The organism is Haladaptatus sp. DYSN1, from assembly GCF_029489995.1.
In the GTDB taxonomy this organism is placed as follows: domain Archaea; phylum Halobacteriota; class Halobacteria; order Halobacteriales; family Halococcaceae; genus QDMS2.
In genome coordinates this window covers 1,852,763-1,877,238 of record NZ_CP120470.1, presented here as the reverse complement: position 1 = coordinate 1,877,238, position 24,476 = coordinate 1,852,763, and the positions used below count along the sequence as shown (strand labels likewise).

The following is a 24,476-nucleotide window of genomic DNA, read 5'->3' as shown; positions in this document are numbered from 1 at the left end:
ATTTCACGGTCGCTGAGTTCCGTCGTAGCTTAATCAGAGGATGCGGTGGATGGATTCGAAGACCGTTCGCTCCGGGTTTCGTGGGCCACGGCGTACTGGGCCAGTTCTGGTGGGATTTCGACCACGATGTCCTCGTAGGTCGGGCGGGCACTCATCTCGAAAATCTCTCGCCAGTTTTTCTTTCGAGCGGTGTACACCCGCCCGTCGAGCACACCCGCGAGGATGCCTGCCGCGAATATCGGCACTCCGGCAACCGCGATGTGTGGCGGGTGCTTTCGGAGCAGAAACTGGAAGATTTGCGTCGGTGAGAAGCCAATCTGGTACAGTCCCTTCGCCGAGCGAAACGACCGCCGAGCCCGCCGACGCGCGCTCGGTTTCGAGGACGTGACGTTTTGCGTGTTCTTCACCGGGAGGTAGCGCAGCACGCCCCGGTCTTCGAGACGGTCTGTCAATTCGTGGTCCTCGCCGCGCATGAGGGGACTGTAGCCACCGACAGAGCGGAGTAATTCTCGCGGTGCGATGAACAGGTTTCCGGCGGTACGGAGGGCGATGTCGCCCTCTGCTTCGAGAAGGTCGTGATAGACTTCCAGGATGCCCGCGAGGAGGGTGTCGTAGGTCTGGTCTAAATCGTAGTTGGCGATGATGTGCGCTCCGCGAGCGATTTCGAGAGCAAGCTGTCGCCCCTCCCCTCGATTACACCCTGGTTCGACGTGGAGTCGAATCGCGTCGTGGGCTGCGGCGAACGACCGGAGAATCGAGAGACTTCCATCGTTGCTCCCGGCGTCCACGATGACGACCTCGGAATCGGCGGGTCGCTCTTGGAGGATGCTCTCCAGACTCGACCGTAGCGTCGCACCCTGATTGTAGTGGGTGATGCAGATCGAGTACGTCCACCGGCGGTCCCGCGATTCGCTCATTGCTGGTCTGTCACGATGGTTCGTAACGCCGACTCATAGACCTGTCCTATCGACGCCCAATCGTAGCGCTTGCTCGCCGCTCGCATTGCCGCCGTATCGGTCGTCTCTATTGCAGTCTGAATCGCCTCGGCGATGGCAGCTGGGTCGAGTGAGCAGAACGTCGCGAGGCCGGAGAATCGTCCCTCAGCGTGTCCACGGAGTTGGACGACAGGGAGTCCTGCTGACCCGTATTCGAGTACTTTGAGCGTATGAGCGTCGTCCACGAGCGAGATACCGACGTCCGCCGCATGCAGGTAGCCGGGGACGTCGTCGTGGGGAACAGTTCCGAGATACACCACGTTCTCACGGGCGGTGGCCGCAGTGCGGACCTGCGATTCGAGGTCCCCCGTGCCGAGGACGACGAGCGTCCAGTCCGACAGGTGGGTCATTGCTTCCAGCAGGTGCTCGATGTTGTAAATCGGCTCGAGTCCGCCAACGTAGATGACGACGTTCCCGGCGACACCCTCGTCGTCGAGCCGTCGCCGGGCCCGATTCAGGGTCTCGTCAGACGGGTTCGCGAACCGGTCGAACGAGACCCCGAGGTCAGTCTGCGTGGCCAGCCGGGCGTACCGACGAACTCGCTGTGCCTCTTCGTCGTAGACGTAGAGAACGTGGTCTGCGAGGGCGAACGACACGTTTTCTAACAGCCGAACGGGCAGCGAGAGCCACCGGGGATGCGTTTCCGAGAACTGTCTGATTGGGTCGATGTGGTCTACGAGCAGGGGCTTCGAGAAGACAACGGAGAGAAGCGTCCCGGCGATGGCCCCCGCTCTGGTCGTCCCGACGACGACATCGTACGAATTTCGCTCACGCATTGACTGGACGAGCATCTGAGTGGTGGTTCCCCGGAGCGTCACGTCGAACCCCTGCGTCATGAGATACTCGGCGATTTTCCGCCGCCCCACACTGATGTTCTCGGGTTTGTCCGGCGTCAACCAGAGGACGCGAATCGGCGACTCGCTCATCGCCACTTCGTCATCCCGTAGCCATACCCGAGTCCGACCACTCCGGTGAACACGAACAACATCACAAGTTGCAAAAGCCCCGACAGCGACGGGTGAAAGAGGAGTCGTTTGGCGCGACGGGGAGCAAACTCCGTGAGCAGTCGCCCGAGGAAGTCGGACTCCTCACCGCTCGATTCGGGCACCAAGACCTCCATGCCGCGTTTCGAGTAGCCCTGCCAGAACGCCCGGCGCAGGAGCCACTTCGGGTCGGTTCGGTAGGCGAACACCTTGTGCGTGACGCAGGCGTCGGGGGTGTAGTAGACGCCCCGACCGTACTCGTTGCGTAGGCGGGCACAGAGTTCCGTCTCGCCGCCCTGGAGGTGTTTGTCGCCCTTCCGACCGCCGATGTCGGTGTCGAACCCCTCCAGTTCGGAGAAGATGTCGCGTCTGAACGAGATGTTGGAGCCGAAGGTGTTTCGCACCTCGCCGGGGGCGTCTGCGAAGCCGCGATGGGTGACGCCGACGAGCCAGTAGAACTCCGCGGGCAAGAACGAGGGTTTGCCGGCCACCCAGTCTGCGGTCATCGTGCCACCCGCGGCGAGTGCGTCGTGTTGGTCGTAGACGGCGACGAGTTCTTCGAGCCAGTCGGGTTCTGCCACGGCGTCGTCATCGATGAAGGCGACCACGTCACCGTCTGCGAGTTCCGCGCCGGTGTTCCGGCTTGCAAGGAGGCCCCGATTCTCGCTGTTCAGGTGGATGCGAACGTCCTCGTGCGGGCCGTAGTCTTCGAGGACGCGCTCGTAAACGTCGGGCGTGCCGTCGACCACGACGATGAGTTCGCGGTCTGCGTGGGTCTGGGCGAGGACGCTCGCTGCGGCCTCGCGGAAGGCGTCGTAAAGGTCGAGTGAATACGTACAGAGGACGACTGAAACCCGCATTTCACTGACATCGGCGGCGTTCGTCCAAAGGCGTTTTCCTTTCGGTTCATTGCTGGCGCTGACAACCAGATAACAAGGTTTATGCGCGTTTTCCTAGTCAAGACAGACAATGAGTAGACGTACGAAACAGCCGTCGACTTCGGGCCGAAGGTCCGAGTCGGTGGCAGGCCTCATCGAGGACTGGTATCACGTCCCCGTATTGCTCGTCCTCCTCGGTGTGATGTTTTACACCCGGGTGCAGGGTTGGAAGAACTTCGTCATCGGTGACAAGGTCTTTTTCTCCGGTAACGACGCCTGGTATCACCTCCGGCAGGTGACCTACACCGTCCGCAACTGGCCAAGCACGATGCCGTTCGACCCGTGGACGCACTTCCCGGTCGGCACGAGCGTCGGTCAGTTCGGGACCCTCTACGACCAGATCGTCGCGACGGTCGCCCTCATCGTCGGGCTGGGGAGCCCCGACCAGCACACGATTGGCCTCACGCTCCTCTTCGCCCCTGCCGTCTTCGGGACGCTCGTCGCGATTCCAGCCTACTTCATCGGCAAGCGCCTCGGCGGACGCTTCGGTGGCGTCGTTGCCGTCCTCATCCTCGCGCTCGCGCCGAGTGAATTCCTCCGACGCAGCCTCGTCGGCTTCTCCGACCACCACGTCGCGGAAGCGTTCTTCCAGTCTATCGCCGTGCTCGCGGTCATGGTCGCCGTCTCCGTCGCAGAGCGCGAAAAACCCGTCTACGAACAGTTTCAGGAACGCGACTGGGAAAACCTGCGCAGTCCGGTCGGCTGGGCTGCACTCGCTGGTGTCGCTATCTCGCTCTACATCTGGACCTGGCCGCCGGGCGTCCTCCTCGTGGGCATCCTCGGCCTCTTCTTTACGATTACCCTGACGCTCGTCTACGTCCGCGGCGAGAGCCCAGAGCACCTCGCAATCGCGGGAGCGGTGATGATGTCCGTCGTCGGCATCCTCTCGCTGCTCGCGTTCGACAGTTTCGCGCTCAGTCCGACGCAGTTTACGCTCATCCAACCCGCACTCGCCTTCGCGGTGGCGGCTGGCTGTCTGTTCCTCGCCTTCCTCGCGCGCAAACTCGACGAGACTGACTACTCGCCGTACGTCTATCCCGGCATCATCGCGAGCATCATCTCTGCGACCGCGCTCGTCCTGATGCTCGCCGCGCCGGACGTCTTCGACTTCTTCGTCGCCCAGTTCGCCCGGGTTGCCGGCTTCGGGTCTTCGGCGACGGCTCAGACGGTCGGTGAGGCCCAACCGCTCCGCCTCTCTGACGCGCAAAACTACCTCACGTTCTCCTACGGCCTGACGTTCTACACCGGTGTCGTCGGCGCGGTCGTCATGCTCGTCCAGTATTTCTACGCGGGCGAACGTCGCGCTGAGTACCTCTTCGTCCTGACGTGGGCCGTGGTCATGACGATGGCCGCGTTCACGCAGGTTCGGTTCAACTACTACCTCATCGTCGCCATCGCCGCGATGAACGCCTTCCTCGCGGGCGGCATCCTGCGCTACGTGAGCCCTGACAGGGCAGTACGCTCGGTGCGCGACATCGAACTCTATCAGGTGCTCACCGTCGTCGCAGTCCTCCTCGTCGTCACGGGACCGCTCACGCTCGGCGGAACGAACGCCATCGCCTACGGGGGACAGGTCTCCCAGCCGGGCGAGGTCACCGAGTGGGACGACAGCCTCGAATGGCTCTCGAACGAGACACCAGAGGAGGGCACCTATGGCGGCGCACAGAACGAGATGGAGCTGTACGGTCAGTTCCAGCAGACCGAGAACTACGAGTATCCAGACGGAGCCTACGGCGTGATGTCGTGGTGGGACTACGGCCACTTCATCACGGTGAAAGGCGAGCGCATCCCTGATGCGAACCCGTTCCAGCAGAGCGCGACGAAGGCCGCAAACTACCTGCTCGCGACGAACGAGACGCAGGCGAACGACCTGCTCGTGAGCGAACAGGGCGAGGAGACACGCTACGTCATGATCGACTGGAAACTCGCAGACCCGAGTTCCAACAAGTACTCCGCGCCCACGGTGTTCTACGACCGAGAAAATCTGACCTCACGCGACATGCTCACGCCGGTGTTCAATCAACAGGGCTCGCGGCTGGTCACCACGGTCCAGTCCCAGCGCCACTACGACAGCATGCGCACCCGCCTGTACTATCACCACGGGAGTTCCATCGAAGTGGAACCGGTCGTCTCCGATTGGGAGACCGCGACCATCAACACTCAGCGGGGCCCCATCTCCTTCCCCGCCATGCCGAGTAGCGCGAACACCTCCGCGGTGAAACGCTTCGAAACGATGGAGGAGGCCCAGGCTTACGTCGAGAGCGACCCGACCTCACAGATTGGCGGCATCGGGCCGTACCCAAGCGAACGGGTGCCGGCGCTCCAGCACTACCGCCTCGTGAAGGTGTCTAACACCTCTGCGCTCTCGTCGCCAACCTTCCAGCAGTCGTTCTTCGTCCGAGCGCAGTTGCTCGGCCAGGCGGGACTCTCCACCGGTGAACTGTTCCGCACGCCACCATCGTGGGTGAAGACCTTCGAGAAGGTCCCCGGCGCGACCGTCGAGGGCACCGGTCCGGCGAACACGACCATCACGGCGGCCGTCCAGATGCGAATGCCGACCACGAACTCGACGTTCACCTACACCCAACAGGCCCAGACCGACGAGAACGGGCAGTTCACGATGACGCTCCCGTACTCGACGACCGGCTACGACGAGTACGGCCTTGACGCGGGCTACACGAACGTGAGCGTCCAGGCAAACGGCCCGTACACGTTCACCTCGCCACTCGAACGCGATAGCAACCTGACCGGTACGCAGTGGCGCGGAACTGCTGACGTGAGCGAGGGCCAAGTGCTCGGTGAAGAAGAGAGCGCCGTGGAGGTCTCGCTCTCCGAGGAAACCGTTGACATCCCCGAAGGTGCTCAGAACGGCACCGACGACGGGAACGCAACCAACGGGACCGACGGCAACGTGACCACCCCGCCGAACGGGACGAACACGACCGACGGAGACGAAACGAACACGACCACGGGCACCAACAACACGACAGCACAGTCGCTCACCGCCAGTACGTGGCAGGCGACTGACGGGCTGGCCGCAGCCACTATGCTGGTCGCCCTCCCATGAGCCGCCTAATGAGTAGCTCTCGCGTCCCCGGCGGCGAACTGCTGTCGGTGTACCTGAAAGGCTTCTTCATGGGCGCGGCAGACACGGTTCCCGGCGTCTCTGGTGGTACCATCGCCCTGATTACGGGCATCTACGAACGCCTGATTACGGCGATTACGGAGTTCGACCTCGGCGTGGTGCAGAACGTGTTCCGACTGCACACGGCCGAGGGTCGGGCCGCCTTCCGCGAGGACCTCCTGCGGATGGACGTGTTCTTCCTCGCCGCGCTCGGAGCCGGTATTCTCACCGCCATCATCACGCTCTCGCGTATCGTCGAGGCGGCGCTCCACAACTATCCGGCGTTCACCTTCGCGTTCTTCTTTGGACTCATCGCGGCCTCCGCAATCGTCCTCTACAGGCACGTGAACGTGGCGACCCCGGGCCGACTCGCCGTTGGCGTCGCTGGCTTTACCTTCGCCTTCCTCATCTCAGGCGCGTCGTCGAGCGGTGGGCTGCCGAACTCGCTCCCCTTCGCGTTCGTCGCCGGCGCAATCGCCATCACCGCGATGATTCTGCCCGGCATCTCGGGGTCGTTCCTCCTGTTGCTCATGGGCCAGTACCAGTTCATGCTCGGCACGCTGCGCGCGTTCGTCGACGGCCTCATCAACGTCGCCCGCGGCGGAGCGATTGACCCGGTCGTCGAACCCGCTACGACCGTCGTCGTCTTCGGCGTTGGCGCAGTGGTCGGCCTGCTCACCATCGCCCACGTCATCCGATGGGCGCTGTCCAATTACCGCGCGGCGACGCTCACCTTCCTCGTGAGCCTCATGGTCGGCGCACTCCGCCTGCCCGCAGAAGAGGTACTCGCGAACGGGACGTTCGACTCAGCGGTCTCAGTCGCCACCGTCGTCGTCATCGCCGTCGTCGGCGGGGCCGCGGTGCTCATGCTCGACTGGTACACCGACGACTTAGAATACGCCTGATTGCGAGGCTTTTTTGCGACCGAATTCAGCTTATGCAGCCTTCCCCTCGGCGTAGCCGTATCGCCACGCCACGTACCCGTGTTTGAGGATTCGATAACTGCCGACGAGGATGCGGGTCGTGAGTATGAGCATCCCGAGTCCGGCGAGCACGTCCCCGAGTCCGATTCCGGCGAGTTCGAGCGTCTGTGGGGTGGCGATTCCGACGGCCCACAGCGCGAGGCCAAACCAGAAGGCTTCGTCACGCTGGGAGAGGCCGGTGAGCGTCGATTCGTCCATGACCGAGTGTTGGTTTTCTAACATATAAGCCTTCTCTGTAAATTGAAGGTGTCGCGCTCGACGCATCGGAGCAATCGGAATTTTTGTAATGGCGCTCGCCGACGTGCTGAACAATGCCTATCCTCGACGACGATGGCCGACTGTTCGGCGTCGTCAACATCATCGACGCGCTGGTCGTGCTCCTCGTGCTCGCGGTGGTCGCCGCCGGAGCCGCGCTCGTCCTCGGCCCAGACGAACCGGCGAGCCCCGCGTCGAACAACAATACGACAACGACACCAGCCGCAAACGAGACGATGACCGAGAACATGACCATCGTCTACCGCCTCGAAAACGTCCCACGATACATGATCGACCCCATCGAGGAAGGGCCGGTTCCGGCCTCGCCATCGCTCGTCACCGTAGAAGAAGTCGCCATTCTCGAATCGGACAACGACACGGTCACCGCGGAGCTGACTGTGGAAACCACGGTCACCCGCGAAAACGAACTGACCTACTACAACGGAAACCGCATCTACGTCGGCAAAACGGTCACCCTCGATTTCGGTGATGTCGTGGTGAAACCGACGGTCGTCCGCTTCGCTTAGGCGTCTATCTCTGCCGGCCGCTCGTCTGCCGCTTCTGCGAGAGTCGAGAATTCTGCGGCCGCGTCGTCGCGTAAGTCGTAGCGTTCGTGATAATCGTCCGGGTCGCGCCCGCGCCCGCTGGCTCGGCCGACGAGGTCAGCGATGGTCTCGTAGTTGTCGCGCACGAGACTCCCGGCGAGTTGCGGGAGGCCGGCGCGCGTCGCGAGTTCCTCTGCTGCGGCCTTGCCCGCGTACACTCGCTTTTCCGCTCGGTCGACGAGCACCATCGCGAAGGGTGTCGCACCGAACTGCGCTTCGAGGAAGCGCTGGGCGGCGTCGTCGTACCACGAAATCGCGTCGATGTCGTCGAGACGTTTCAGTGCCACCGCGGCTATCGAACAGTACGGACACTCGCCGTCGTAGATGAGTACCGCGTCAGGTGTGTCCACGCTCGTCATAGGGGCCCGAGCCCAAAATACTGTCCGCAACCGGTTGTGTACTGAGCCGGCACACGAGCAATGTCATTAAAGCCGTTGGCGCAATATGTCTGGGCATGAGCGATTCATCGAGCACGGACGAGATTGACGCGATTCGCCAAAAGAAACTCGAAGAGATGCAATCGAAAGCGACCGGTGACACAGCGGAGTCGCCGGCGGAACCGATTCATCTAGAGAGCGACGCCCAGTTCGACGAACTCGTAGACGCCCACGACGTGGTGCTCGTGGACTTCTACGCGGACTGGTGTGGCCCGTGCAAGATGCTCGAACCGACCGTTAAGGAACTCGCCGCTGAAGGCAAGGCAACCGTCGTGAAAGTCGACGTAGACCAGCACCAGACGCTCGCCCAGTCGAACGGCGTTCAGGGTATCCCAACCCTCCTGCTCTACGCCGACGGCGAGCAAGTAAAACGCCTCGTCGGCGTCCAGGACAAGGCGACGCTGTCGTCGCTCATCGAACAGGTTGCCTGATTCGGCCCGTAGGTTTACCAACGCCTGGTTCAAACCACCGGGCAGATGAGTGAGGTCGTAACCGCATTTCGACTGCTAGGTGGCGTGTTATTGTTGCTTGCCAACGCTTTTTTCGTGACGACTGAGTTTTCGCTGACGAGAGTCCGGCAGTTCTCCCGTGAGGAGTTCTCGGGTGCGGGCCTCGACCGCGCCTGGGAGATGACCGACAAACTCGAAATCTATCTCTCGGGCTGTCAGGTTGGGATTACCATATCGAGCGTCGGCCTCGGCGTCGTCGCAGAACCGGCCGTCGCCGCAGTGATGTCGGGAGCGCTTGGCCTCGTCGGCCTGACGAGCGGCGGGCACACCGCACTCTCAGTCGTGCTCGCGCTTGGACTCATCAATATCGCCCACATCGTCGTTGGGGAGCAAGCGCCGACCTATCTCGGCGTCGAACGCACGAAGTTCGTCGCGAAGTATTGTGCGCCGGTGCTCTACTGGTGGACGAAGGTGATGGCGCCGGTCATCATCCTCTCCGATAAGATTGCGAAAGCGATTCTTCGGCTGTTCGGCGTCGAAATCGACCGCTCGTGGACCGAAGGCGAGGAGGGGGACGGCCCGAGCACGCGCCGGGAACTCAGAAGCCGTGTCGGCGACATGCTCGACGAAGGCGACCTCACGGAGGAACGACGCGATGAGGTTATAAACGCCCTCGAAATCGGAATGACGCCGGTCCACGAGGTCATGGTCCCCCGCGAGGAGATGGTGACACTCTCGACGGCCAATACGGTAGAAGAAAACCTCGACATCGTCGCCAACCAACCCCACGGACGCTTTCCGCTGGTCGGTGAGACCCCCGAGGAGTTCCTCGGCATCGTCTACGTCCCCGCCTTGCTCCAGGACGTCGAAGCGGTGATGGACGGCTCTGTGACGCTCGAATCGGTTGCCGCTCCGCCAATGACGGTCGATGGTCGCACCTCCGTGAGCGAAGTCATCGACGAGTTCCAAGAGGCGAATCAGGAGCTCGCGCTGGTCACCGAGGTGCCGGATTCTGCGGCGGATGTAGACGACGTGACCGGGTCGGTAGTCGGCCTGGTCACCGCGACCGACGCCTTCGAGGCGATTACCGGCGACTTAGAAGACCCGCTCGACCGCGAAGCTACGTCGTGAGGACGGGCCGGTCCGCACTGCGAACGACGCGTTCTGCGACGCTGCCAATCGGAATTCTGTTCGACCCGGTTCGGCCGTGCGACCCAAGGACGATGAGGTCTGCGTCGATTTCGGCCGCGTAGTCGACGATTTCCTCGTGTGGAACGCCGTGACAGACGCGAGTGACGACCGAGAGACCGCTGTCGGTCGCCTGTCGTTCGACGTCGGCGATCAGTTCGGTCCCGATGTCCTCCATCTGCGTCATGATGAGTTCGATGCTGCTCAGCGCCGGGTCGCCGTATCGGCGGGTGTCCACGACGAACATCGTGTGGAGCGTCGAGTCGTTCTGTGCGGCGAGTTCGAGACCCTGTTCGACGGCCCGTGCGGCCGGTTCGCTACCGTCGGTCGGGACGAGAATGGTTTTGTACATGAATACCCCCTGTTGAAATCCCGCTTCTATAATGGTCCGTTTCGGGCTTAAGCCACGCGCAACCTGCCGGTTTTCGCGACACTGGGCGTCGGCAACTACTCCACGGTCACTGTCCGCTCGAACAATCTCGAGAGCAGCGCATACATCTCCTGTCTAATACCTTCGCGCGAGCGTGAGAAGCAGCCGCGGATGTGCTGGTATTCCAGTCTCAGGGTGAGCGCGTAGACGCGTTCGTCACCGGCGTAAATCACGAGCGCGTTCAGGTTGTCGACGGCGACCCAGCCGCTTTCGGACTCGACGTGCCGGAGGCCGTCTACGAACCGCATGAGAACAGAAGGAGGTGTTCGAGCACCGCGGGTCAACATCTGCTTACGTCCACCCCGTGATAATTGTTTCTTGCAAGACAGTCGAGTCGGAGAAGAGCTGGCCGACCTTTTTGTCCTATCACGCGTACGTCCTGTCATGTACGACGTGATTCTCGTGCCGACTGACGGCAGTGACGCAGCGCGAGCGGCCGGAACGTACGCCATCTCACTCGCCACAGAAGTCGGTGCGGCACTCCACGTCGTCTACGTCGTAGACGAGGGTGCAGCGAACCTATTGCTCAGTTCGCATTCGATGAGCGACCTGCTGAAGGGGCTAAACGAAGCGGGCGAACAGGCCGTCGGCGACCTTGAAGCCGCCGCGACGAAAGCGGGCGTTTCAGTGACGACCGAGGTCGTCCAAGGAATTCACGTGAACGAGGCCATCATCGCCGCTGCAAAACGGGCGGACGCGGACCTCATCGTGATGGCAACCTATGGTGAGCGTGGCCTCGAACACATCCTCGGGAGTACGACCCAGCGCGTCCTCGCGCGGTCGCACATCCCCGTCCTCGCGATTCCATCCGACGAGATGCCCACGTAGGCCAATTCCACGTGTTCTTTTCCAGAGTAAGAACTAGAATAATAACGGTGGGGGGCGAACCTTCAGCTGATCAAGGTGACACAATTTCGTTCCCTCCTGTTGTTTTGCCTGCTCGCGCTCCTGTTCGGCGCGTCGTTTCCAGCCATCAAACTCGGGCTCGAATACGCCCCACCGCTGCTGTTCGCCGCCCTCCGATTCGACGTGGCGGCGATTTTGCTGCTCTCCTACGTCGTGTTCGTGACCGACGATTGGCGGCCGACCACGAGGGGTGACGTTCTCTACATCGGCGTCGGTGGCCTGTTCCTCATCACGCTCGGCAACGCCCTCCTGTTCGTCGGGCAGGGTGGCACGACGACGGCCGTCTCGTCGGTGCTGTTCAGCCTGATTCCACTGCTGACGGCGCTGTTTGCCATCGCCATCTATCCGGAATTCAAACCGACCGTCTACTGCATCAGTTCGCTCATCCTCGGGCTCATCGGCATCGTCATCATCGCGAACCCCGACCCGGCGAACCTCTTTGGCTCTGCTGCCCTCCCGAAATTTCTCGTCACCGGGGCCGCGGCGAGCATCGCGCTCGGGAGCACCATCGTCTACCGCATCGAGCACACGATTTCGAACGAGGCCGCCGTCGCCTGGTCGATGGCCCTCGGCGCGGTGTTGCTCCATCTGCTCGCCGCGACGGTGACCAAGGAACCACTCTCTGCGGTAACGGTGACGCCAACGCTCGTCGGAGCCGTGCTCTACCTCGCGCTGTTCGCGAGTGCGTTCGCCTACCTCATCTACTTCCACCTGCTGCGCGAACTCGGCCCGCTCGAAGTCAATCTCAACTCCTACGTCGTCCCCGTCTATACGGTCGTTCTCAGTTGGGTGCTCCTCGACGAACTCATCGACCCCCAGACCGTGGTCGGGTTCCTCGTCATCTTCGCCGGATTCGCGCTGCTCAAGCGAAACGACATCCGCGAAAAATTCCCCCGATTCGGGCGAACGCCCTCCTCAACCGAGTAGGGCGTCCACGTCAACGTGAGCCGTGAGTAACTCGCGCATCGATTCGACCGTCTCCTCGTCGCGCGTCCGCCCAGCGCGAATCACGTCCTCTGCACGCTCGATGGTTGTCATCGTGTCCGTCTGCATGAGCAAGATTGGAATGCCACGCGACTCCGCCTTCCCGATGACGGCTCCCGGCGGGCTGAACCCGCCCGTCAGGAGCAGGCACTTGATTCCCGAGGCTTCGAGCGCCGCCGTCTGAATGTCGGTGCGGTCGCCGCCCGTAATCATGGCCGCGTCCTTCGAGCGTCTGAACTGGCTGAGCGCGGCCTCCGGTCCCATGGCTCCGACGACGAACCGCTCGACGAAACCGTCGGTGGGGGTGTTCTGCGTGACGATTTGCGCGCCGAGTTCGGCTGCGAGGTCTGCCACCGAGATGCCGGCGAGTTCGCGCTTTCGCGGGAGCACCCCGTAGACCGGGATGCCGCGGCCTTCGAGAAACGGAACGACATCCGTCGAAACCCGGTCGTAGCTCGCGTCCTCGACAGCGTTGAACAGGACGCCACCGAGGCGGTCACCAAACCGGTCTGCCGCCGCGAGCACGTCGTCTACGTCACCCGGTTCGCTGTACGTCGTCACCAGCACCACCTTCGCGTCGAGGAGGTCTGCGACGTCTGCGTCGGTGAGGTTCACGATGCCACCCGTGGTGTAACTCCCCCCGCCTTCGACGACCATCAGGTCGCGGTCTGTGGCGAGCGACTCGAAGTTCTCCCGAACCCGTGCCTTGAGATCGTCGGGGTTCTCCTGGCCGCGAAGCACACTCTCTACGAACGTCGGCGAGTAGACGATTGGCTCCATCTCGCTTACGTCCGCGTCGGTGTCGAGCAGGTCGCGGGCGAGCATCGGGTCCTCGTCGAGAATCTTGCCGACGTTCGACTGGAGACGCGTCCCCTTCGGTTTCATGTACCCGACCGCCTTGCCCTGATTCGCCGCGAGCGTCGCGAGCGACAGGGCAATGGCGGTCTTGCCGGTGCTTTCTTCGGTTGCAGTGATGAGTAACGTGTTCATTGGTCGATGGTGAGTCTGAGGTCGATGGCCGTCGCGCCCGCTGGTGTGGCGACCAGTGGGTTGATGTCCAGTTCGAGAATTTCGGGGAAGTCACAGACGAGCTGTGAGATGCGCTGGATGGTGTCTGCGATGGCCGCACGGTCCACTGGTTCGCGCCCCCGCGCCCCGCGCAGGAGCGGTGCGGTCTTGATTTCGTCGAGCATCGCCGTCGCGTCCCGTTCGCTCACGGGGGCGACGCGGAAGGTGGCGTCTTCGAGCACTTCGACGAAGATGCCGCCGAGGCCGAACATGACCAGCGGGCCGAACTGCGGGTCGCGATTCATGCCGACGATGGTCTCGGTTCCACCGGATACGTCCAGCAGTTCCTGGACCTGTACGCCGAGGATGGTCGCATTTGGCTGGTACTCCCGGGCGCGGGTCACGAGGTCCTCGTAGGCGTCGTAGACGTCTTCGAGCGCCACGCCGACTTTCACGCCGCCGATGTCGGACTTGTGCGGGATGTCCGGACTGACGATTTTCATGACGACTTCCGGGTCGCCGATGTCCTGGGCGGTCGAGACGGCGTCCGCCGCGGAATCGACCACCGCCCCCGTCGGCGTGGGAATGCCGTAGGCAGAGAGCAGATCCATCGCCTCGACGCCGAGTTGCGTCTGCCCGCGCTCTTTTGCGGCGTCGAGAATCTCGCGGGCCTGTTCGTGGTCCACGTCGAACTCCGTGGGTGGCTGGTACTCGCGGTCCCGAATCGTCCGGTACCTCCAGAGGGCGTCGAGACTTCGCACGGCCCGCGCCGGGTCGAAGTACGTCGGGATGCCGGCACTGTTGAGCGCGGCCTCGGCTTCACGGGTCGAATCGCCACCCATCAGGCAGGCGGCGACCGGTTTGTCGTGGGTCGCCTGCAGGTCGATGACCGCCGCCGCGAAATCCTCGAAGTCGAGGACGGCGGTCGGGCACGTCAGGACGACGGCGCACCCGACCCGGTCGTCGGCGAGTGCGAGGTCGATGGCCGTCTCGAACCGGTCGATTCCGGCGTCCCCGATGACGTCGATTGGGTTGTGGATGTTCGCCTCCTCGGGCATCGACTCACCGAGCGCGTCGAGCGTGGCCGGTGAGAGCGAAGCGAGCGAGAGCGACGAGTCGCCTACTGCGTCGGTCGTCATCACGCCGGGGCCGCCCGCGTTGGTCACGATGGCTACCTCTCCCGCGTTCGGGAGTGGCTGGCCCGAGAGAATCCCGGCGAAGTCGAACAGGTCCTGGACCGTCTCGACGCGGAGGACGCCCGCCTGTTCGAGCCCCGTCTCGTAGGCTCGTTCGCTCCCGGCGATTGCGCCGGTGTGCGAGGAGGCCGCGCGTGCGCCGGCCTCCGTGCGGCCGGATTTCACGAGGACGATTGGCGTGTCCTGAGTCACCTCGCGGGCGGTGCGGACGAACCCCTCGCCGTCCGTGATGGCTTCGAGGTAGCCCATGATGACGTCCGTCCCCTCGTCGTCGCCCCACTCGCGGATGAAGTCGGATTCGTCGAGGACGGCCTTGTTGCCGAGCGAAACCACGTCGCGAAAGCCGATGTCGCGGTCGTTCGCCCAGTCCAGGACGGCCGTGATGAACGCCCCCGATTGGCTCATGAACGAAATCGAGCCGGGAAGGGCGTTCTCCGGGCCAAAGGTGGCGTTCATGCCAACGTCGGTGGCGATGACGCCGAGGCTGTTCGGGCCGACGAGATTGAGGTCGTACTCGGTCGCGACGGCCGTGAGTTCTGCTTCCCGGGCGGCCCCGCCGCTGCCAGTCTCTGAGAAACCGGCCGTAATGACGACGACGTTCGCCACGCCCGCCTCTCCAACCTCGCGGACGACGTCCACGGCGACGGCCGGCGGCACGACGACGATGGCGAGATCCACGTCGCCGGGGACCGTGGCGATGTCTTCGTAACTCTCCACCCCGAGGACGGTGTCCGCGTTCGGGTTGACGGGGATAGTCTCACCGACGAAGTCGGCGAGCAAGTTTGCCGTGATGGCGCGGCCGACAGACCCCTCGCGCTCGGTCGCGCCGATAACGGCTACCCGCTCCGGTGCGAACAGTGACGATAGCGTTCCCATCTAGTGGGAGATGCTTCGGGACGCGGACAGATAATACCCGATGCGGAGGGGCGACCGATTTAGGTGCTCACGTCCACGACTCGCGCTTTCGAGTACGACGAGAGCGCGTCGGGGTCGATAGGAAAAACCGTCTGGGGCGTGCCCGCCGCCGCCCATACCTGCTCGTGGTTAAGCAGCGTCTCGTCCAGATAGACCGGCACCCGCGTCGAGTGGCAGAAGGGTGGCACGCCGCCAATCGACCAGCCGAGCGTCTCCTTTATCTCCTCCGGCGTGGCCATCCGAACCGTCCCCTCGGGGACTTCCTGTAAGTCTGCGACCTTCTCGAAATCGACGTGATTTGCCCCAGACGTGACGACGACGACGAGGTCGCCGTCCGCGACGATTGCGATGCTGCTCGCGATTTGCGCGACGGTACACCCGACGGCCTCGGCGGCGTCCGCCGCCGTCTTCGTGCCCTCCGGAAACTCGTGAATATCGACTGCAAACCCGTACTCCTCTGCGGCGCGTGCCGCGAACTGCGAGGCGCGTTCGTGCATATCCACCGATTTTTCCGCCATCCACCATATGTGCTGGTGTGGCGGCAGCGCCTACCCGAAGACGTCAGGTCGAATCGGGCGACCCGGTGTCTGCAATCCGGGACTCGTACTTTTCGAGACTGGTTTCGAGGGCGGCTCCAGCGTCCATTTCGAGGGCGTCCGCGAGTGCGAGCAGGGTGAACAGCGCATCGCCGAGTTCGTCGTCGCGAATCGAGAGGGCGGTGGGCCGCGCGCCGTAGTCGGTCGATTCGGTAGCGTCACCGGCGAGTTCACCCACCTCGGCGACGAGGTCGAGCAACCGGTAGGCGGGGGGCGCGTGCAGGTCGTGCGTCGAGAGGAATGCGGCGACTTCGTCCTGACTGTCCATGGCGGCCCGTCGCAGACGGGCGAGAAAGTCGTTCCCATCACTAAAGCAAAGTGGACGGTCTACGTTGCTGGCACTATGTCGGACGACCGCTGGCTCTACGCGTGGGGACTCGGCTACGCCGCCGTGGGAGCCGCCTCGCTGTTGATTCCGTTGTACGCACTCACACTCGGGAGCAGTGCGCTCCTCGTCGGTCTGATGGCCTCGACTGCCGCATTTGCGGGGGTTCCGGGGGCGTTGCTCTGGGGCAGACTCGCCACGCGAACCGGGCGACGCAGGCCGTTCGTCCTCGTCGCACTGGCCGCGGCGGCCATCGTCCTCGCCGTCGTGCCGTTCGTCACAGAACCGTGGTTGTTGCTGGTTGCGAACGCCACCCTCTGGTTCGTGGTCGCCGCGGCGGCTCCCGTGTTGAACCTCATCGTCGTGGACGGCGTTCCTGACACCCACTGGGACGACCGCATCGCACGGCTGAACGAAATTCAGGGGTACGGCTGGCTGCTCGGCCTCGTCTCGGGGGCTGGCTGGATGGCGCTCGCCGAACCGCGACTCGGGAACGTAGACGCCCAGCAACTGTTCTTCTCGCTCATCGCGACCACGACGTTTCTCGCCTTCCTGCTCGCGCGAACGTGGTATCCAGAGCCGTCGATGATTAGCCGCGACCGGTTCATCCGCGTGTACCGGACCCTCGGACGCGGCAGGTGGGGCGCGGGGCGCTACGTTCGCGCCATTCCGTACGGTCCCGCCCGTATCTACTGGGGGCTCGCCTCGTTCAACGTCCGGCGGTTTACCGACCGGGCCACCTCGTCGCTCGGGGCCTACTTGTTGGCTGCCGTCGTCTTCTTCGTTGGCTTCTCGGTCTACTTCGGCCCGCTCCCGGCGTACCTCACCGACCTCCAGTATTCGACTGACCAGATTTTCATCCTGTTCGTCGTGAACAGCGCGGGGTCTGCGGTGTTCTACGGTCGCGTCGGCGCACTCGCGGCGAAGTGGGAATCTCATCGCCTTCAGACGGGTGCGCTCGGTGCGCGAACCCTCTTGTTTCCCGGCGTGGCGCTGGTCGGCGGCATCGGCGCGCTTGCGGGGTTCTCCGGCCTGCTCGTGTTGTTCGCGCTCATCGGCGTGACGTGGGCCATCATCGCCGTCACCGCGACGAGCATCGTCACGCGCCTCGCGCCGGCCTCAGTTCGCGGCGAGGCGCTCGGGGCGTACACCGCCCTATCGAGCATCGGTGGGGGCATCGGCAGCGCAATCGGCGGCGCACTCGCCGACTCGATGGGCTACGGCGTCACCTTCGGCGTGGCCGCCGCGCTCGTCTTACTCGGCGCGGGGTTGGTCCTCGCCGGGCGAGCGGGAATCCTCGGGACGCGCAGTCCGTTCGGCGATACTATCTGAGAAACTGCGGTGGGCGTGACCACACCACAATCGCTTTTCATGGTGGGGGTCGTATGTCGTCGTATGACTCATCGAGCCGTCGTCCGGGGCGTCGGGGTCAGCGTGGGGAACGAGGGTCCCGGTGCACCTGCGGTGGTTCTCGAGGTGCGGGGCGAACTCCTTCCGATTTACGTGAGCGCAGACCAGGCCCAGTCGATGCAACTCGCGATGCGCGGCCGACACTTCGAACGCCCGTTGACGCACGACCTCCTCGTCGACATGGTCGCCGAGTTCGGAGGCGCAATCGACAAAGTTCGCATCGACGACCTCGCAGACGGCACCTTCTTCGCGAAAATCGACGCAGAACAGTACGTCGGCGGCGAGAGTCGTGAAGTCGTCTTCGACGCCCGTCCGAGCGACGCCATCGCTATCGCCCTCCGCGCTGACTGTCCCATCTTCGTCTCCGACGCCGTCGTCGACCGCGCTGGCTACCACCCCGAGGAGTTTTCGCTCCAGGGGTTCGACGAAGATGAGTGAGGCGACGCGGCTGTCGGTTTCCGTCCCGGAGCCGGTCTCTTCGTGGGTGCTAGACGAACTCCAGAGCGACGCCTACACGGGGTATCTGCGCCGGGTTCACGCCGGCCCGGTCGGACAGGGAACAGAGTGGGAGGAGTTCGTCAGTCGCGGCTGTGGGCTGCCGAAAACGGTGGTACTTCGCGTCGAAACGGTGACGGGCGGCGACGAAGTCGGCCGTGCCACGACGTTCGAGTTCACGAGACGGGCGTAGTGTGGGTCGGCCATCGGGAGGCCGGTACTAACTGGTGGTGGAAGCCGCGAACGGAGAAACTGTCGGGAGTTAGAGTGCGAGCCAATCGGTCGAGAGGCGACCGTCCTGTAAGTGCCAGCGCTGGTATTCGACGTCGCCCTCACAGCGCGTTTCGATGACGGCGTCGAACAGCGGCTCGATGAGCTGGACGGCTTCAGCGTCGTAGCTGAGCGGGAGGTGGAAGTGGCCCATGCCACCGACACGGTGGAGTTCACCCGCGAGCGCGTGGAGGAAGGCGAACACGTCTTCCTCGTCGTGGTCAGCGAGGAGCGGGACGAGCGAATCGATGCAAACGCGCAGTTGTGCCGCGTCGAGACCGTCGCTGATCATGTCGAAGGTCTCCATGTCCGCTGAGATAGCGCGGCCGAGTCCGGCGAGGTCGTCCTCGTCTACCGTCGTCGTCGGGAACGAAATCGAACCAGGCTGGGCGGTCGTCGCGGCACTGCGTGTCAGAACCGTCGAGTCGATGACTCGGACGCTGTCTCCTCCCCAGTTTCCGGAGGGAAGGCGGCGGTCTACGTCGATTGGGCTGTCTGTAAATACGAACAGTCTGCGGCGGTCCTCTGCCGGGTCGTCGCCCAGCAGTCGCTTACAGGCGTGGTCGTGGGCTTCCTCACAGCCCGAACCGACGAGCAAAATGCTGCTCCCTCTTCGCTTTAGTGCGGCAAGTGCCTGCGTGATGGCCGTCGTTTCCGTCAGACCAGTTCCTCCCTCCGATGGCATCTTTCATATTAGGTGGAATTGGTCGCTAATAAAGATTGTGGAGGTCGTTCAGGGTAGCTTCGTCGAATTACCACCTTTTTCCATGCTGACACCGTATGCTATGCTATGTCATCAGACGCTCGCGACGACGTGCCTCGCCTCGTCGACGAACTGGAGGACACGCTCGCAGAACTCAGACAGGCGCTCGAACCGACGACCCGACGAGGGCTTCCGATGCCCCCCTCTCCACGCCGCCTCCTCTCGTTTACCGACGAGTACGCCATCCCGACGGCCATCGCCGTCCTCGAGGCGAACATCCGGGCACTCGAATCGCTCCAGGAGGTCATCCATCTCACGAACCGCGGCCTCGACGCGACGGAGTCCACTCGGGCCGGGTCTCGCCGCGCCCGCGACGTGAGCCAAGAGGCCGTCACCCGACTGGAGCGCGCGCTCACCGACATTCAGGTTGCCCTCGAAGAGGGCGCGCTCCCAGAGAACCCCGAGGCGAGAAAACTGCTCACCGAAGCCCGAGACCTTCGGACCGAAATCGACGACCGACTGGCCGAATCGAGGGGAACGACGCGACCCGCCGAACGCCGGGCCAGCAGCCAGCCAATCGTCATCCCGGTCGAACCGGACGACGAAGACCGGGCCGCGGACGAACAGGCAGCACACGAGCTAGAAGACGCCCTCGCGGAGGAGGAAATCGAAGCCGAACTGGAGACGATTCGAGAAGAACTCGACAAGGTCGACGACGAGGACGACGAAACCTGATTCCGTGCCTGACTGACGCTTCTGCCAGCAAAAATCTTCATACCCATGGGTTGTGTTAACAGTGCTAATCTAGCGTGCGAGAATCGTCCGCACCGGGGGACCCAAGATGAGAGATACGACCGTCAGCAGGGTGGAATTGTTCTACAGAGCGCACGCGCCGGACGTGGCCCGCGTTTCACAGGACCTCGTTATCGACCGACTCGACGAACTCGACCACGCCGGCGCAGTGCGTATGGAGAAACACCTGTGGCCCAACCGAATCGTCCTCGAAGACGACCACGACGAATCGACCACGCTGGCGCTCGATTCCTACGTCGCGTTCACGCAGTGGGCACGCGAACACCGCGTGGAGTTGGCTCCGTACTTCCACATCCACGAGTGCCACTGGTTCACCGGCGAGGACTGCACCGAACTCGTCCTGCCGGTGATGTGCCTCGCGGCCTACGACGACCGCGACCACCTCGTGAACGTGCTCCCGCACACGGCCGACGGTCGCCACGTCTCGGTGGTCGAGTTCGTCGCCAGCCTCGAAGCGAACGCTGGTCGTACCACTCCACCCGCCGTCTAATCACTCGACGTCCCAGTAGGGATTCCATGCGACCTCCCAGAGGTGGCCGTCCGGGTCTGCGAAATACCCAGAATATCCACCCCAGAACACCTCCTGTCCGGGCTTGACCAGCGTCGCACCTGCGGCGACGGCCTCGTCTAACTGCGCATTGACGGCGTCGGCGGACCGAACGTTGTGCGCGAGGGTGATTCCCGCGAATCCCTCACCGTCCGGCGAGACAGTCGCATCCTCGGCCAGTTTCTCGCGCGGGTACAGTCCCAATCGCGTGTCGCCGAGCGAGAAGAATGCTACGTCGCTGTCCGCCTCCCGGTCGTCCATCGGCAGTCCGAGGCCGTCGCGATAGAATTCGATTGCTCGGTGCAAGTCTGCGACGCCAAGCGTCACGAGGGTAAGCCGTGGCTCCATGCGAAGAAGACGACAACAGACTGCAAAGAAGTAGTGGTCAGTGAGCGTTACTGGAACCGCTCGAATCTCCGACTCGAACGTGTCTTACGCGACCTAAACATCGCTTATTGGACACGTTCGAATCGGTACCCATCCCACTCCTGACTCTCCGGCTCCCGGATTCCCGCGCCGGGTTCGCGGAGTTGCTCGACGTACACCGGGCGAACCTCGTCGCCGATGTCGATTTCGTCGGTCGTGGCCTGTCCGATGGCGCGGACAGGCTGGCCGTCTACGTCGAATTCGACGATTGCGAGCGTGTTCGGCGCGGTGACGCCCGGCGGCGTCGCGGTGCTCGTTGTCCACGTGACGACGGTGGCCGTCTTCTCAGCGAGGTCGATGGTCTCCTTCTGTTTCTCGCCGCACTCCGGACAGCGCGGGTGCTGGGGGTACGTCACGTGACCGTTGACACAGCGGAACGCATCCATGCTCATTGTCGGGCCTCCATGATGGTGGTGATGACACAATTCCCAAAGCCGCCGACGTTACAGCAGAGGCCGACGTCCGCCTCGACCTGTCGCTTCCCGGCGTCGCCCATGAGTTGCTGGTAGATTTCGTAGCCCTGGGCCACGCCCGATGCGCCGAGCGGGTGACCCTTCGACTTCAGCCCGCCGGAGGTGTTGACGGGGAGTTCGCCGTCGCGCTCGGTGACGCCCTCCTCGATGGCCTTCCAGCCCTCGCCCTGCTCGAAGAAGCCGAGGCCCTCGCTCTGGAGGAATTCGAGGATGGTGAACATGTCGTGAAGTTCGGCCACGTCGATGTCCTCCGGGCCGTAGCCGGACATCTCGTAGGCCTTCTTCCCGCTTTCGACGACGCCGCCCATGACCGTCGGGTCGTCGCGCTCGTGGACGACGTGGGTGTCAGTCGCGCCCCCGACGCCGGAGACGACGACGTACTCGTCTGTGTACTGCTTCGCGACTTCCTCGGGGCAGAACATCAGTGCCGCACTGCCGTCCGTAATCGGACAGAAGTCGTAGAGTCGAAGCGGGTCGGCCACGATGGGCGACTCCATGACCGTCTCAAGGTCCACTTCCTTGCGGAACTGGGCGTGGGGGTTATCCACGCCGTTTTTGTGGTTCTTGACTGCGACCTTTGCGAGACTCTCGCGGGGTGCGTCGTACTTATCGAGGTAGAGTCGGGCGGTGAGGCCGGCGAAACTCGGGAGCGTCACGCCGTGTTTGTACTCGACTGGGTGGGTAATCGAGGCGATGACGTCCGTCGCTTCCGCGGTGGAGCGATGGGTCATCTTCTCGCCGCCAACGAGCAACGTCATGTCGCTCGCGCCTGAGGCAACCGACTGCCACGCGTGGAACATCCCCGCGCCGCCGGAGGAACTCGTCTGGTCGATGCGGGCGCTGTACGCCGGCATCACGCCGAGGTCGTGGGCGAGCATATTGGGCACGCCGGTCATGCCTTCGAACTCGCCGCTGGCCATATTCGATACGTAAAGATGGTCTACGTCTGTAGGGGCGACGCCCGAGTCGTCGAGACACGCTTCGCCGGCCTCCGCGAGCAAGTCGCGAATCCAGCCATCGCGTTTCCCGAACTGGGTCATCGACGCCCCGATGATTGCGACGTCCATATGTTGGGTGATTCAGTGAAAGAGTGTGTTTGTTTCGGTGGGGCTAGCAGTGAAGTCGACCCGCGAGTTTCCAGGCGTCGCCCTGCGATGCGCGCGGCAGGTTGCGAGCGGCGCGGCCCGCCCCGGTGTGGCGGGCGACCGCCCAGTTGCTCACGTACTCGGACGATTGGGTTTGCTGGTCAGCCGTCGCCGCATCCGCGGAGAGATGGGCGCTCACGGCGGCAGCGATGGCTGCTGCTTCGGGAGCCGTTGCATCAGCGGGGAGCGTCAGTTCGACGCCCGTTTCGAGTTCCACGGTCGGGCTGTCGGCCGCTTTCTGATCGGGCGATTCGGTCGGCTGCTGGTTGTCTGTTTGCTGTTCTTGTTCCGGTGGGCGCTGAAGGAGTTGTGGTGTCATAGTGGTATGTTTCCGTGTGCTTTGTCTGGTCTGTCGACGCGTTTTCGTTCGAGTAGTTCGAGGTCGTCGATGAGCCGCGCTCGCGTCTCGCGCGGGTCCAACACGTCGTCAACGTAGCCGCGCTTCGCCGCGGCGTACGGATTCGCAAACTCCTCCCGGAAGTCTTCCATGAGCCGTTCTCGCTCTGCGTCTGGGTCGTCTGCGGCGGCGATTTGTTTTCTGAACAGGATGTTCACCGCACCCTGTGGTCCCATCACGGCCATCTCGGCCTCGGGCCAGGCGTAGTTCACGTCCGCCCCGAGGAATTTCGAGGCCATGACGATGTACGCCCCGCCGTAGGCCTTGCGCGTGATGACGGTGAGCAGTGGCACCGTGGCCTCCGCGTAGGCGTAGATGAGTTTCGCGCCGTGGCGGATGATGCCGTTGTGCTCCTGGTCGGTGCCGGGCATGAACCCGGGCACGTCCACCAGCGAGATGATGGGGAAGTTGAAGGCGTCACAGAAGCGGACGAACCGCGCTGCCTTCTCGCTCGATTTGATGTCGAGGGTGCCCGCGTTGACTTTCGGCTGGTTGGCGACGATGCCGACTGGCCGGCCGTCCATGCGGGCGAACCCGGTCACGACGGTGCGCGCGAAGTTCGGCTGGACTTCGAGGAACGACTCCTCGTCTGCGACGCGGTCGATGACGTCCCGGACGTCGTACGGCTTTTTCGGCGCGGCCGGCACGATGTCGAGGATGTCGTCCAATTGTCGGTCGGGGTCGTCCCACGACTCCACGCGCGGTGGGTCTTCCATGTGGTTCGACGGCAGGTACGAGAGCAACGCCCGAATGTGGTCTAACGCTTCCTTGTCGTCCTTGCAGACGAAGTGTGCGACGCCGCTCTTCTGTGAGTGGGCCCCCGCTCCCCCGAGTTCCTCCATCGTGATTTCCTCGCCCGTGACGGTCTTGATGACCTCCGGGCCGGTAATCATCATGTGGCTCGTATCCTCGACCATGATGGTGAAGTCAGTCAGCGCGGGCGAGTAGGTCGCCCCGCCGGCGCACGGCCCCATGATAGTCGAAATCTGTGGGATGACACCCGAGGCCTTCGTGTTCAGTTTGAACAGTTTGGCGAACCCGACGAGGGCGTCGAGTCCCTCCTGAATGCGGGCCCCGCCGGAGTCGTTGAGTCCGATGACGGGCACGCCGTTGTTGATGGCGTGTTCCATCACCTTCTCCATTTTCTGTCCGACGACTTCGCTTACGGACCCACCAAAGACGGTGAAGTCGTGAGCGAACACGAGCACCTTCCGGCCGTCGACCTCGCCGTAGCCCGTCACGACGGCGTCGCCAGCCTGTTTCTTCTCGTCCATGTCGAAGCTGGTACACCGGTGTTCGACGAACTGGTCGAACTCGCGGAAGGTCCCCTCGTCGAGGAAGTAGTCGATGCGCTCGCGCGCGGTCAACTTCCCCTTCTCGTGCTGTGCCTCGATTCGTGCTTTACCGCCACCGTTTGCGGCCTCTTCTCGTCGTTTCTCGAGCTCGCTAACCCTGGCAGTTCCCTCGTTCCCACTCATGG

The 24,476-nt window shown here is 63.4% G+C and carries 29 protein-coding genes; 12 read left to right on the top strand and 17 right to left on the bottom strand.

The window, feature by feature from the left end; all coding sequences use genetic code 11:
* Positions 1-29 precede the first annotated feature (29 nt).
* The 3 genes from P0648_RS10015 to aglG are packed head-to-tail and all read right to left on the bottom strand — an operon-like array spanning position 30 to position 2,838.
* Positions 30-917 (bottom strand): glycosyltransferase family 2 protein, encoded by an 888-nt coding sequence (locus tag P0648_RS10015; RefSeq protein ID WP_277503825.1) that lies wholly within the window; start codon positions 915-917, stop codon positions 30-32.
* Positions 914-1,921, bottom strand: a complete 1,008-nt coding sequence (locus tag P0648_RS10010) for a glycosyltransferase (RefSeq protein WP_277503823.1) — start codon at positions 1,919-1,921, stop codon at positions 914-916. Before P0648_RS10010 ends, P0648_RS10015 begins: the two co-directional genes overlap by 4 nt.
* Positions 1,918-2,838, bottom strand: coding sequence for a glucosyl-dolichyl phosphate glucuronosyltransferase (aglG, locus tag P0648_RS10005; protein ID WP_277503821.1), 921 nt, complete (start codon positions 2,836-2,838; stop codon positions 1,918-1,920). Before aglG ends, P0648_RS10010 begins: the two co-directional genes overlap by 4 nt.
* Before the next feature lie 160 nt (positions 2,839-2,998).
* Between aglG and P0648_RS10000 the strand changes: the two genes are divergently transcribed.
* Positions 2,999-5,983, top strand: a complete 2,985-nt coding sequence (locus P0648_RS10000; RefSeq protein WP_277503820.1) for an oligosaccharyl transferase, archaeosortase A system-associated — start codon at positions 2,999-3,001, stop codon at positions 5,981-5,983.
* A gap of 8 nt (positions 5,984-5,991) precedes the next feature.
* A complete protein-coding gene (locus P0648_RS09995) occupies positions 5,992-6,945 on the top strand; it encodes a DUF368 domain-containing protein (protein WP_277503818.1) in 954 nt (317 codons plus the stop codon).
* A gap of 30 nt (positions 6,946-6,975) precedes the next feature.
* Here the strand turns inward: P0648_RS09995 and P0648_RS09990 are convergent, their stop codons facing one another.
* On the bottom strand, positions 6,976-7,221 hold the full coding sequence (locus P0648_RS09990) for a hypothetical protein (protein ID WP_277503816.1): 246 nt from the start codon (positions 7,219-7,221) through the stop codon (positions 6,976-6,978).
* 113 nt (positions 7,222-7,334) lie between these two features.
* Here P0648_RS09990 and P0648_RS09985 point away from each other — a divergent pair, with 113 nt between their 5' ends.
* Complete coding sequence (locus P0648_RS09985; protein ID WP_276247397.1) at positions 7,335-7,805, top strand: DUF4330 family protein; 471 nt, start codon at positions 7,335-7,337, stop codon at positions 7,803-7,805.
* Here P0648_RS09985 and P0648_RS09980 read toward each other — a convergent pair.
* The gene (locus P0648_RS09980; protein ID WP_277503814.1) at positions 7,802-8,233 is read right to left on the bottom strand and encodes a DCC1-like thiol-disulfide oxidoreductase family protein; all 432 of its coding nucleotides are present in this window, start codon (positions 8,231-8,233) and stop codon (positions 7,802-7,804) included. The two genes, P0648_RS09985 and P0648_RS09980, sit on opposite strands and share 4 nt — an antisense overlap.
* Before the next feature lie 104 nt (positions 8,234-8,337).
* Here P0648_RS09980 and trxA point away from each other — a divergent pair, with 104 nt between their 5' ends.
* Positions 8,338-8,751 (top strand): thioredoxin, encoded by a 414-nt coding sequence (trxA, locus tag P0648_RS09975; RefSeq protein WP_276247399.1) that lies wholly within the window; start codon positions 8,338-8,340, stop codon positions 8,749-8,751.
* Between the two features lie 45 nt (positions 8,752-8,796).
* On the top strand, positions 8,797-9,900 hold the full coding sequence (locus tag P0648_RS09970; RefSeq protein ID WP_276247400.1) for a CNNM domain-containing protein: 1,104 nt from the start codon (positions 8,797-8,799) through the stop codon (positions 9,898-9,900).
* Here the strand turns inward: P0648_RS09970 and P0648_RS09965 are convergent.
* Positions 9,890-10,309 carry a universal stress protein gene (locus tag P0648_RS09965; protein ID WP_276247401.1) on the bottom strand — a complete coding sequence of 140 codons (420 nt, stop codon included), beginning with the start codon at positions 10,307-10,309 and terminating at the stop codon, positions 9,890-9,892. The two genes, P0648_RS09970 and P0648_RS09965, sit on opposite strands and share 11 nt — an antisense overlap.
* 95 nt (positions 10,310-10,404) lie before the next feature.
* On the bottom strand, positions 10,405-10,635 hold the full coding sequence (locus tag P0648_RS09960; protein ID WP_276247402.1) for a hypothetical protein: 231 nt from the start codon (positions 10,633-10,635) through the stop codon (positions 10,405-10,407).
* Positions 10,636-10,771: 136 nt separating this feature from the next.
* Between P0648_RS09960 and P0648_RS09955 the strand changes: the two genes are divergently transcribed.
* Both P0648_RS09955 and P0648_RS09950 read left to right on the top strand, forming a co-directional pair.
* Complete coding sequence (locus P0648_RS09955) at positions 10,772-11,215, top strand: universal stress protein (RefSeq protein ID WP_276247403.1); 444 nt, start codon at positions 10,772-10,774, stop codon at positions 11,213-11,215.
* Positions 11,216-11,290: 75 nt separating this feature from the next.
* Positions 11,291-12,220, top strand: coding sequence for a DMT family transporter (locus P0648_RS09950; protein ID WP_276247404.1), 930 nt, complete (start codon positions 11,291-11,293; stop codon positions 12,218-12,220).
* Here the strand turns inward: P0648_RS09950 and P0648_RS09945 are convergent.
* The 4 genes from P0648_RS09945 to P0648_RS09930 form a co-directional block, all read right to left on the bottom strand.
* Positions 12,209-13,267 (bottom strand): phosphotransacetylase family protein, encoded by a 1,059-nt coding sequence (locus P0648_RS09945; protein ID WP_276247405.1) that lies wholly within the window; start codon positions 13,265-13,267, stop codon positions 12,209-12,211. The genes P0648_RS09950 and P0648_RS09945 overlap by 12 nt on opposite strands.
* On the bottom strand, positions 13,264-15,357 hold the full coding sequence (locus P0648_RS09940) for an acetate--CoA ligase family protein (RefSeq protein WP_276274907.1): 2,094 nt from the start codon (positions 15,355-15,357) through the stop codon (positions 13,264-13,266). The genes P0648_RS09945 and P0648_RS09940 overlap by 4 nt, the downstream gene beginning before the upstream one ends.
* A 59-nt stretch (positions 15,358-15,416) precedes the next feature.
* Positions 15,417-15,893, bottom strand: coding sequence for a YbaK/EbsC family protein (locus P0648_RS09935; RefSeq protein WP_276247407.1), 477 nt, complete (start codon positions 15,891-15,893; stop codon positions 15,417-15,419).
* A 64-nt stretch (positions 15,894-15,957) separates the two neighbouring features.
* Positions 15,958-16,260, bottom strand: a complete 303-nt coding sequence (locus tag P0648_RS09930; protein WP_276247408.1) for a MazG nucleotide pyrophosphohydrolase domain-containing protein — start codon at positions 16,258-16,260, stop codon at positions 15,958-15,960.
* Positions 16,261-16,335: 75 nt separating this feature from the next.
* Between P0648_RS09930 and P0648_RS09925 the strand changes: the two genes are divergently transcribed.
* The 3 genes from P0648_RS09925 to P0648_RS09915 all read left to right on the top strand — a co-directional run bounded on the left by P0648_RS09925 (position 16,336) and on the right by P0648_RS09915 (position 18,415).
* Positions 16,336-17,649, top strand: coding sequence for an MFS transporter (locus P0648_RS09925; protein ID WP_276247410.1), 1,314 nt, complete (start codon positions 16,336-16,338; stop codon positions 17,647-17,649).
* A 63-nt stretch (positions 17,650-17,712) separates the two neighbouring features.
* A complete protein-coding gene (locus tag P0648_RS09920) occupies positions 17,713-18,165 on the top strand; it encodes a bifunctional nuclease family protein (protein WP_276247411.1) in 453 nt (150 codons plus the stop codon).
* Positions 18,158-18,415, top strand: coding sequence for a hypothetical protein (locus P0648_RS09915; RefSeq protein ID WP_277503812.1), 258 nt, complete (start codon positions 18,158-18,160; stop codon positions 18,413-18,415). Before P0648_RS09920 ends, P0648_RS09915 begins: the two co-directional genes overlap by 8 nt.
* Before the next feature lie 69 nt (positions 18,416-18,484).
* On the opposite strand, the gene P0648_RS09910 is transcribed toward P0648_RS09915, so the two are convergent.
* Positions 18,485-19,177 carry a hypothetical protein gene (locus P0648_RS09910; protein ID WP_276247413.1) on the bottom strand — a complete coding sequence of 231 codons (693 nt, stop codon included), beginning with the start codon at positions 19,175-19,177 and terminating at the stop codon, positions 18,485-18,487.
* A 105-nt stretch (positions 19,178-19,282) separates the two neighbouring features.
* Between P0648_RS09910 and P0648_RS09905 the strand changes: the two genes are divergently transcribed.
* Both P0648_RS09905 and P0648_RS09900 read left to right on the top strand, forming a co-directional pair.
* Positions 19,283-19,930 carry a hypothetical protein gene (locus P0648_RS09905; RefSeq protein ID WP_276247414.1) on the top strand — a complete coding sequence of 216 codons (648 nt, stop codon included), beginning with the start codon at positions 19,283-19,285 and terminating at the stop codon, positions 19,928-19,930.
* A gap of 106 nt (positions 19,931-20,036) precedes the next feature.
* Positions 20,037-20,498 (top strand): HTH domain-containing protein, encoded by a 462-nt coding sequence (locus tag P0648_RS09900; protein WP_276247415.1) that lies wholly within the window; start codon positions 20,037-20,039, stop codon positions 20,496-20,498.
* Here P0648_RS09900 and P0648_RS09895 read toward each other — a convergent pair whose 3' ends face one another.
* The 5 genes from P0648_RS09895 to P0648_RS09875 all read right to left on the bottom strand — a co-directional run bounded on the left by P0648_RS09895 (position 20,499) and on the right by P0648_RS09875 (position 24,474).
* Positions 20,499-20,903: a VOC family protein gene (locus P0648_RS09895; RefSeq protein ID WP_276247416.1), complete on the bottom strand. Its 405-nt coding sequence runs from the start codon at positions 20,901-20,903 to the stop codon at positions 20,499-20,501.
* 104 nt (positions 20,904-21,007) lie between these two features.
* On the bottom strand, positions 21,008-21,373 hold the full coding sequence (locus P0648_RS09890; RefSeq protein ID WP_277503809.1) for a Zn-ribbon domain-containing OB-fold protein: 366 nt from the start codon (positions 21,371-21,373) through the stop codon (positions 21,008-21,010).
* Positions 21,370-22,521 carry a thiolase family protein gene (locus tag P0648_RS09885; protein WP_276247418.1) on the bottom strand — a complete coding sequence of 384 codons (1,152 nt, stop codon included), beginning with the start codon at positions 22,519-22,521 and terminating at the stop codon, positions 21,370-21,372. The genes P0648_RS09890 and P0648_RS09885 overlap by 4 nt, the downstream gene beginning before the upstream one ends.
* Positions 22,522-22,564: 43 nt before the next feature.
* Positions 22,565-22,918, bottom strand: coding sequence for a hypothetical protein (locus tag P0648_RS09880; protein WP_276274911.1), 354 nt, complete (start codon positions 22,916-22,918; stop codon positions 22,565-22,567).
* Positions 22,915-24,474: an acyl-CoA carboxylase subunit beta gene (locus tag P0648_RS09875; RefSeq protein WP_277503808.1), complete on the bottom strand. Its 1,560-nt coding sequence runs from the start codon at positions 24,472-24,474 to the stop codon at positions 22,915-22,917. Before P0648_RS09875 ends, P0648_RS09880 begins: the two co-directional genes overlap by 4 nt.
* Between the last annotated feature and the right edge of the window lie 2 nt (positions 24,475-24,476).

Bases quoted from the DNA above. Each gene is read 5' to 3' on its own strand.
- P0648_RS09925 (WP_276247410.1), top strand. From the start codon at position 16,336: ATGTCGGACGACCGCTGGCTCTACGCGTGGGGACTCGGCTACGCCGCC.
- P0648_RS09890 (WP_277503809.1), bottom strand. From the start codon at position 21,373: ATGAGCATGGATGCGTTCCGCTGTGTCAACGGTCACGTGACGTACCCC.
- aglG (WP_277503821.1), bottom strand. From the start codon at position 2,838: ATGCGGGTTTCAGTCGTCCTCTGTACGTATTCACTCGACCTTTACGAC.
- P0648_RS09935 (WP_276247407.1), bottom strand. From the start codon at position 15,893: ATGCACGAACGCGCCTCGCAGTTCGCGGCACGCGCCGCAGAGGAGTAC.
- P0648_RS09955 (WP_276247403.1), top strand. From the start codon at position 10,772: ATGTACGACGTGATTCTCGTGCCGACTGACGGCAGTGACGCAGCGCGA.
- P0648_RS09875 (WP_277503808.1), bottom strand. From the start codon at position 24,474: ATGAGTGGGAACGAGGGAACTGCCAGGGTTAGCGAGCTCGAGAAACGA.
- P0648_RS09960 (WP_276247402.1), bottom strand. From the start codon at position 10,635: ATGCGGTTCGTAGACGGCCTCCGGCACGTCGAGTCCGAAAGCGGCTGG.
- P0648_RS09900 (WP_276247415.1), top strand. From the start codon at position 20,037: ATGAGAGATACGACCGTCAGCAGGGTGGAATTGTTCTACAGAGCGCAC.
- P0648_RS09970 (WP_276247400.1), top strand. From the start codon at position 8,797: ATGAGTGAGGTCGTAACCGCATTTCGACTGCTAGGTGGCGTGTTATTG.
- P0648_RS09990 (WP_277503816.1), bottom strand. From the start codon at position 7,221: ATGGACGAATCGACGCTCACCGGCCTCTCCCAGCGTGACGAAGCCTTC.
- P0648_RS09895 (WP_276247416.1), bottom strand. From the start codon at position 20,903: ATGGAGCCACGGCTTACCCTCGTGACGCTTGGCGTCGCAGACTTGCAC.
- P0648_RS09985 (WP_276247397.1), top strand. From the start codon at position 7,335: ATGCCTATCCTCGACGACGATGGCCGACTGTTCGGCGTCGTCAACATC.
- P0648_RS09945 (WP_276247405.1), bottom strand. From the start codon at position 13,267: ATGAACACGTTACTCATCACTGCAACCGAAGAAAGCACCGGCAAGACC.
- P0648_RS09915 (WP_277503812.1), top strand. From the start codon at position 18,158: ATGAGTGAGGCGACGCGGCTGTCGGTTTCCGTCCCGGAGCCGGTCTCT.
- P0648_RS09965 (WP_276247401.1), bottom strand. From the start codon at position 10,309: ATGTACAAAACCATTCTCGTCCCGACCGACGGTAGCGAACCGGCCGCA.
- P0648_RS10015 (WP_277503825.1), bottom strand. From the start codon at position 917: ATGAGCGAATCGCGGGACCGCCGGTGGACGTACTCGATCTGCATCACC.
- P0648_RS09995 (WP_277503818.1), top strand. From the start codon at position 5,992: ATGAGTAGCTCTCGCGTCCCCGGCGGCGAACTGCTGTCGGTGTACCTG.
- P0648_RS09905 (WP_276247414.1), top strand. From the start codon at position 19,283: ATGTCATCAGACGCTCGCGACGACGTGCCTCGCCTCGTCGACGAACTG.
- P0648_RS09920 (WP_276247411.1), top strand. From the start codon at position 17,713: ATGACTCATCGAGCCGTCGTCCGGGGCGTCGGGGTCAGCGTGGGGAAC.
- P0648_RS09940 (WP_276274907.1), bottom strand. From the start codon at position 15,357: ATGGGAACGCTATCGTCACTGTTCGCACCGGAGCGGGTAGCCGTTATC.
- P0648_RS09885 (WP_276247418.1), bottom strand. From the start codon at position 22,521: ATGGACGTCGCAATCATCGGGGCGTCGATGACCCAGTTCGGGAAACGC.
- P0648_RS09930 (WP_276247408.1), bottom strand. From the start codon at position 16,260: ATGGACAGTCAGGACGAAGTCGCCGCATTCCTCTCGACGCACGACCTG.
- P0648_RS10010 (WP_277503823.1), bottom strand. From the start codon at position 1,921: ATGAGCGAGTCGCCGATTCGCGTCCTCTGGTTGACGCCGGACAAACCC.
- P0648_RS09880 (WP_276274911.1), bottom strand. From the start codon at position 22,918: ATGACACCACAACTCCTTCAGCGCCCACCGGAACAAGAACAGCAAACA.
- trxA (WP_276247399.1), top strand. From the start codon at position 8,338: ATGAGCGATTCATCGAGCACGGACGAGATTGACGCGATTCGCCAAAAG.
- P0648_RS09910 (WP_276247413.1), bottom strand. From the start codon at position 19,177: ATGCCATCGGAGGGAGGAACTGGTCTGACGGAAACGACGGCCATCACG.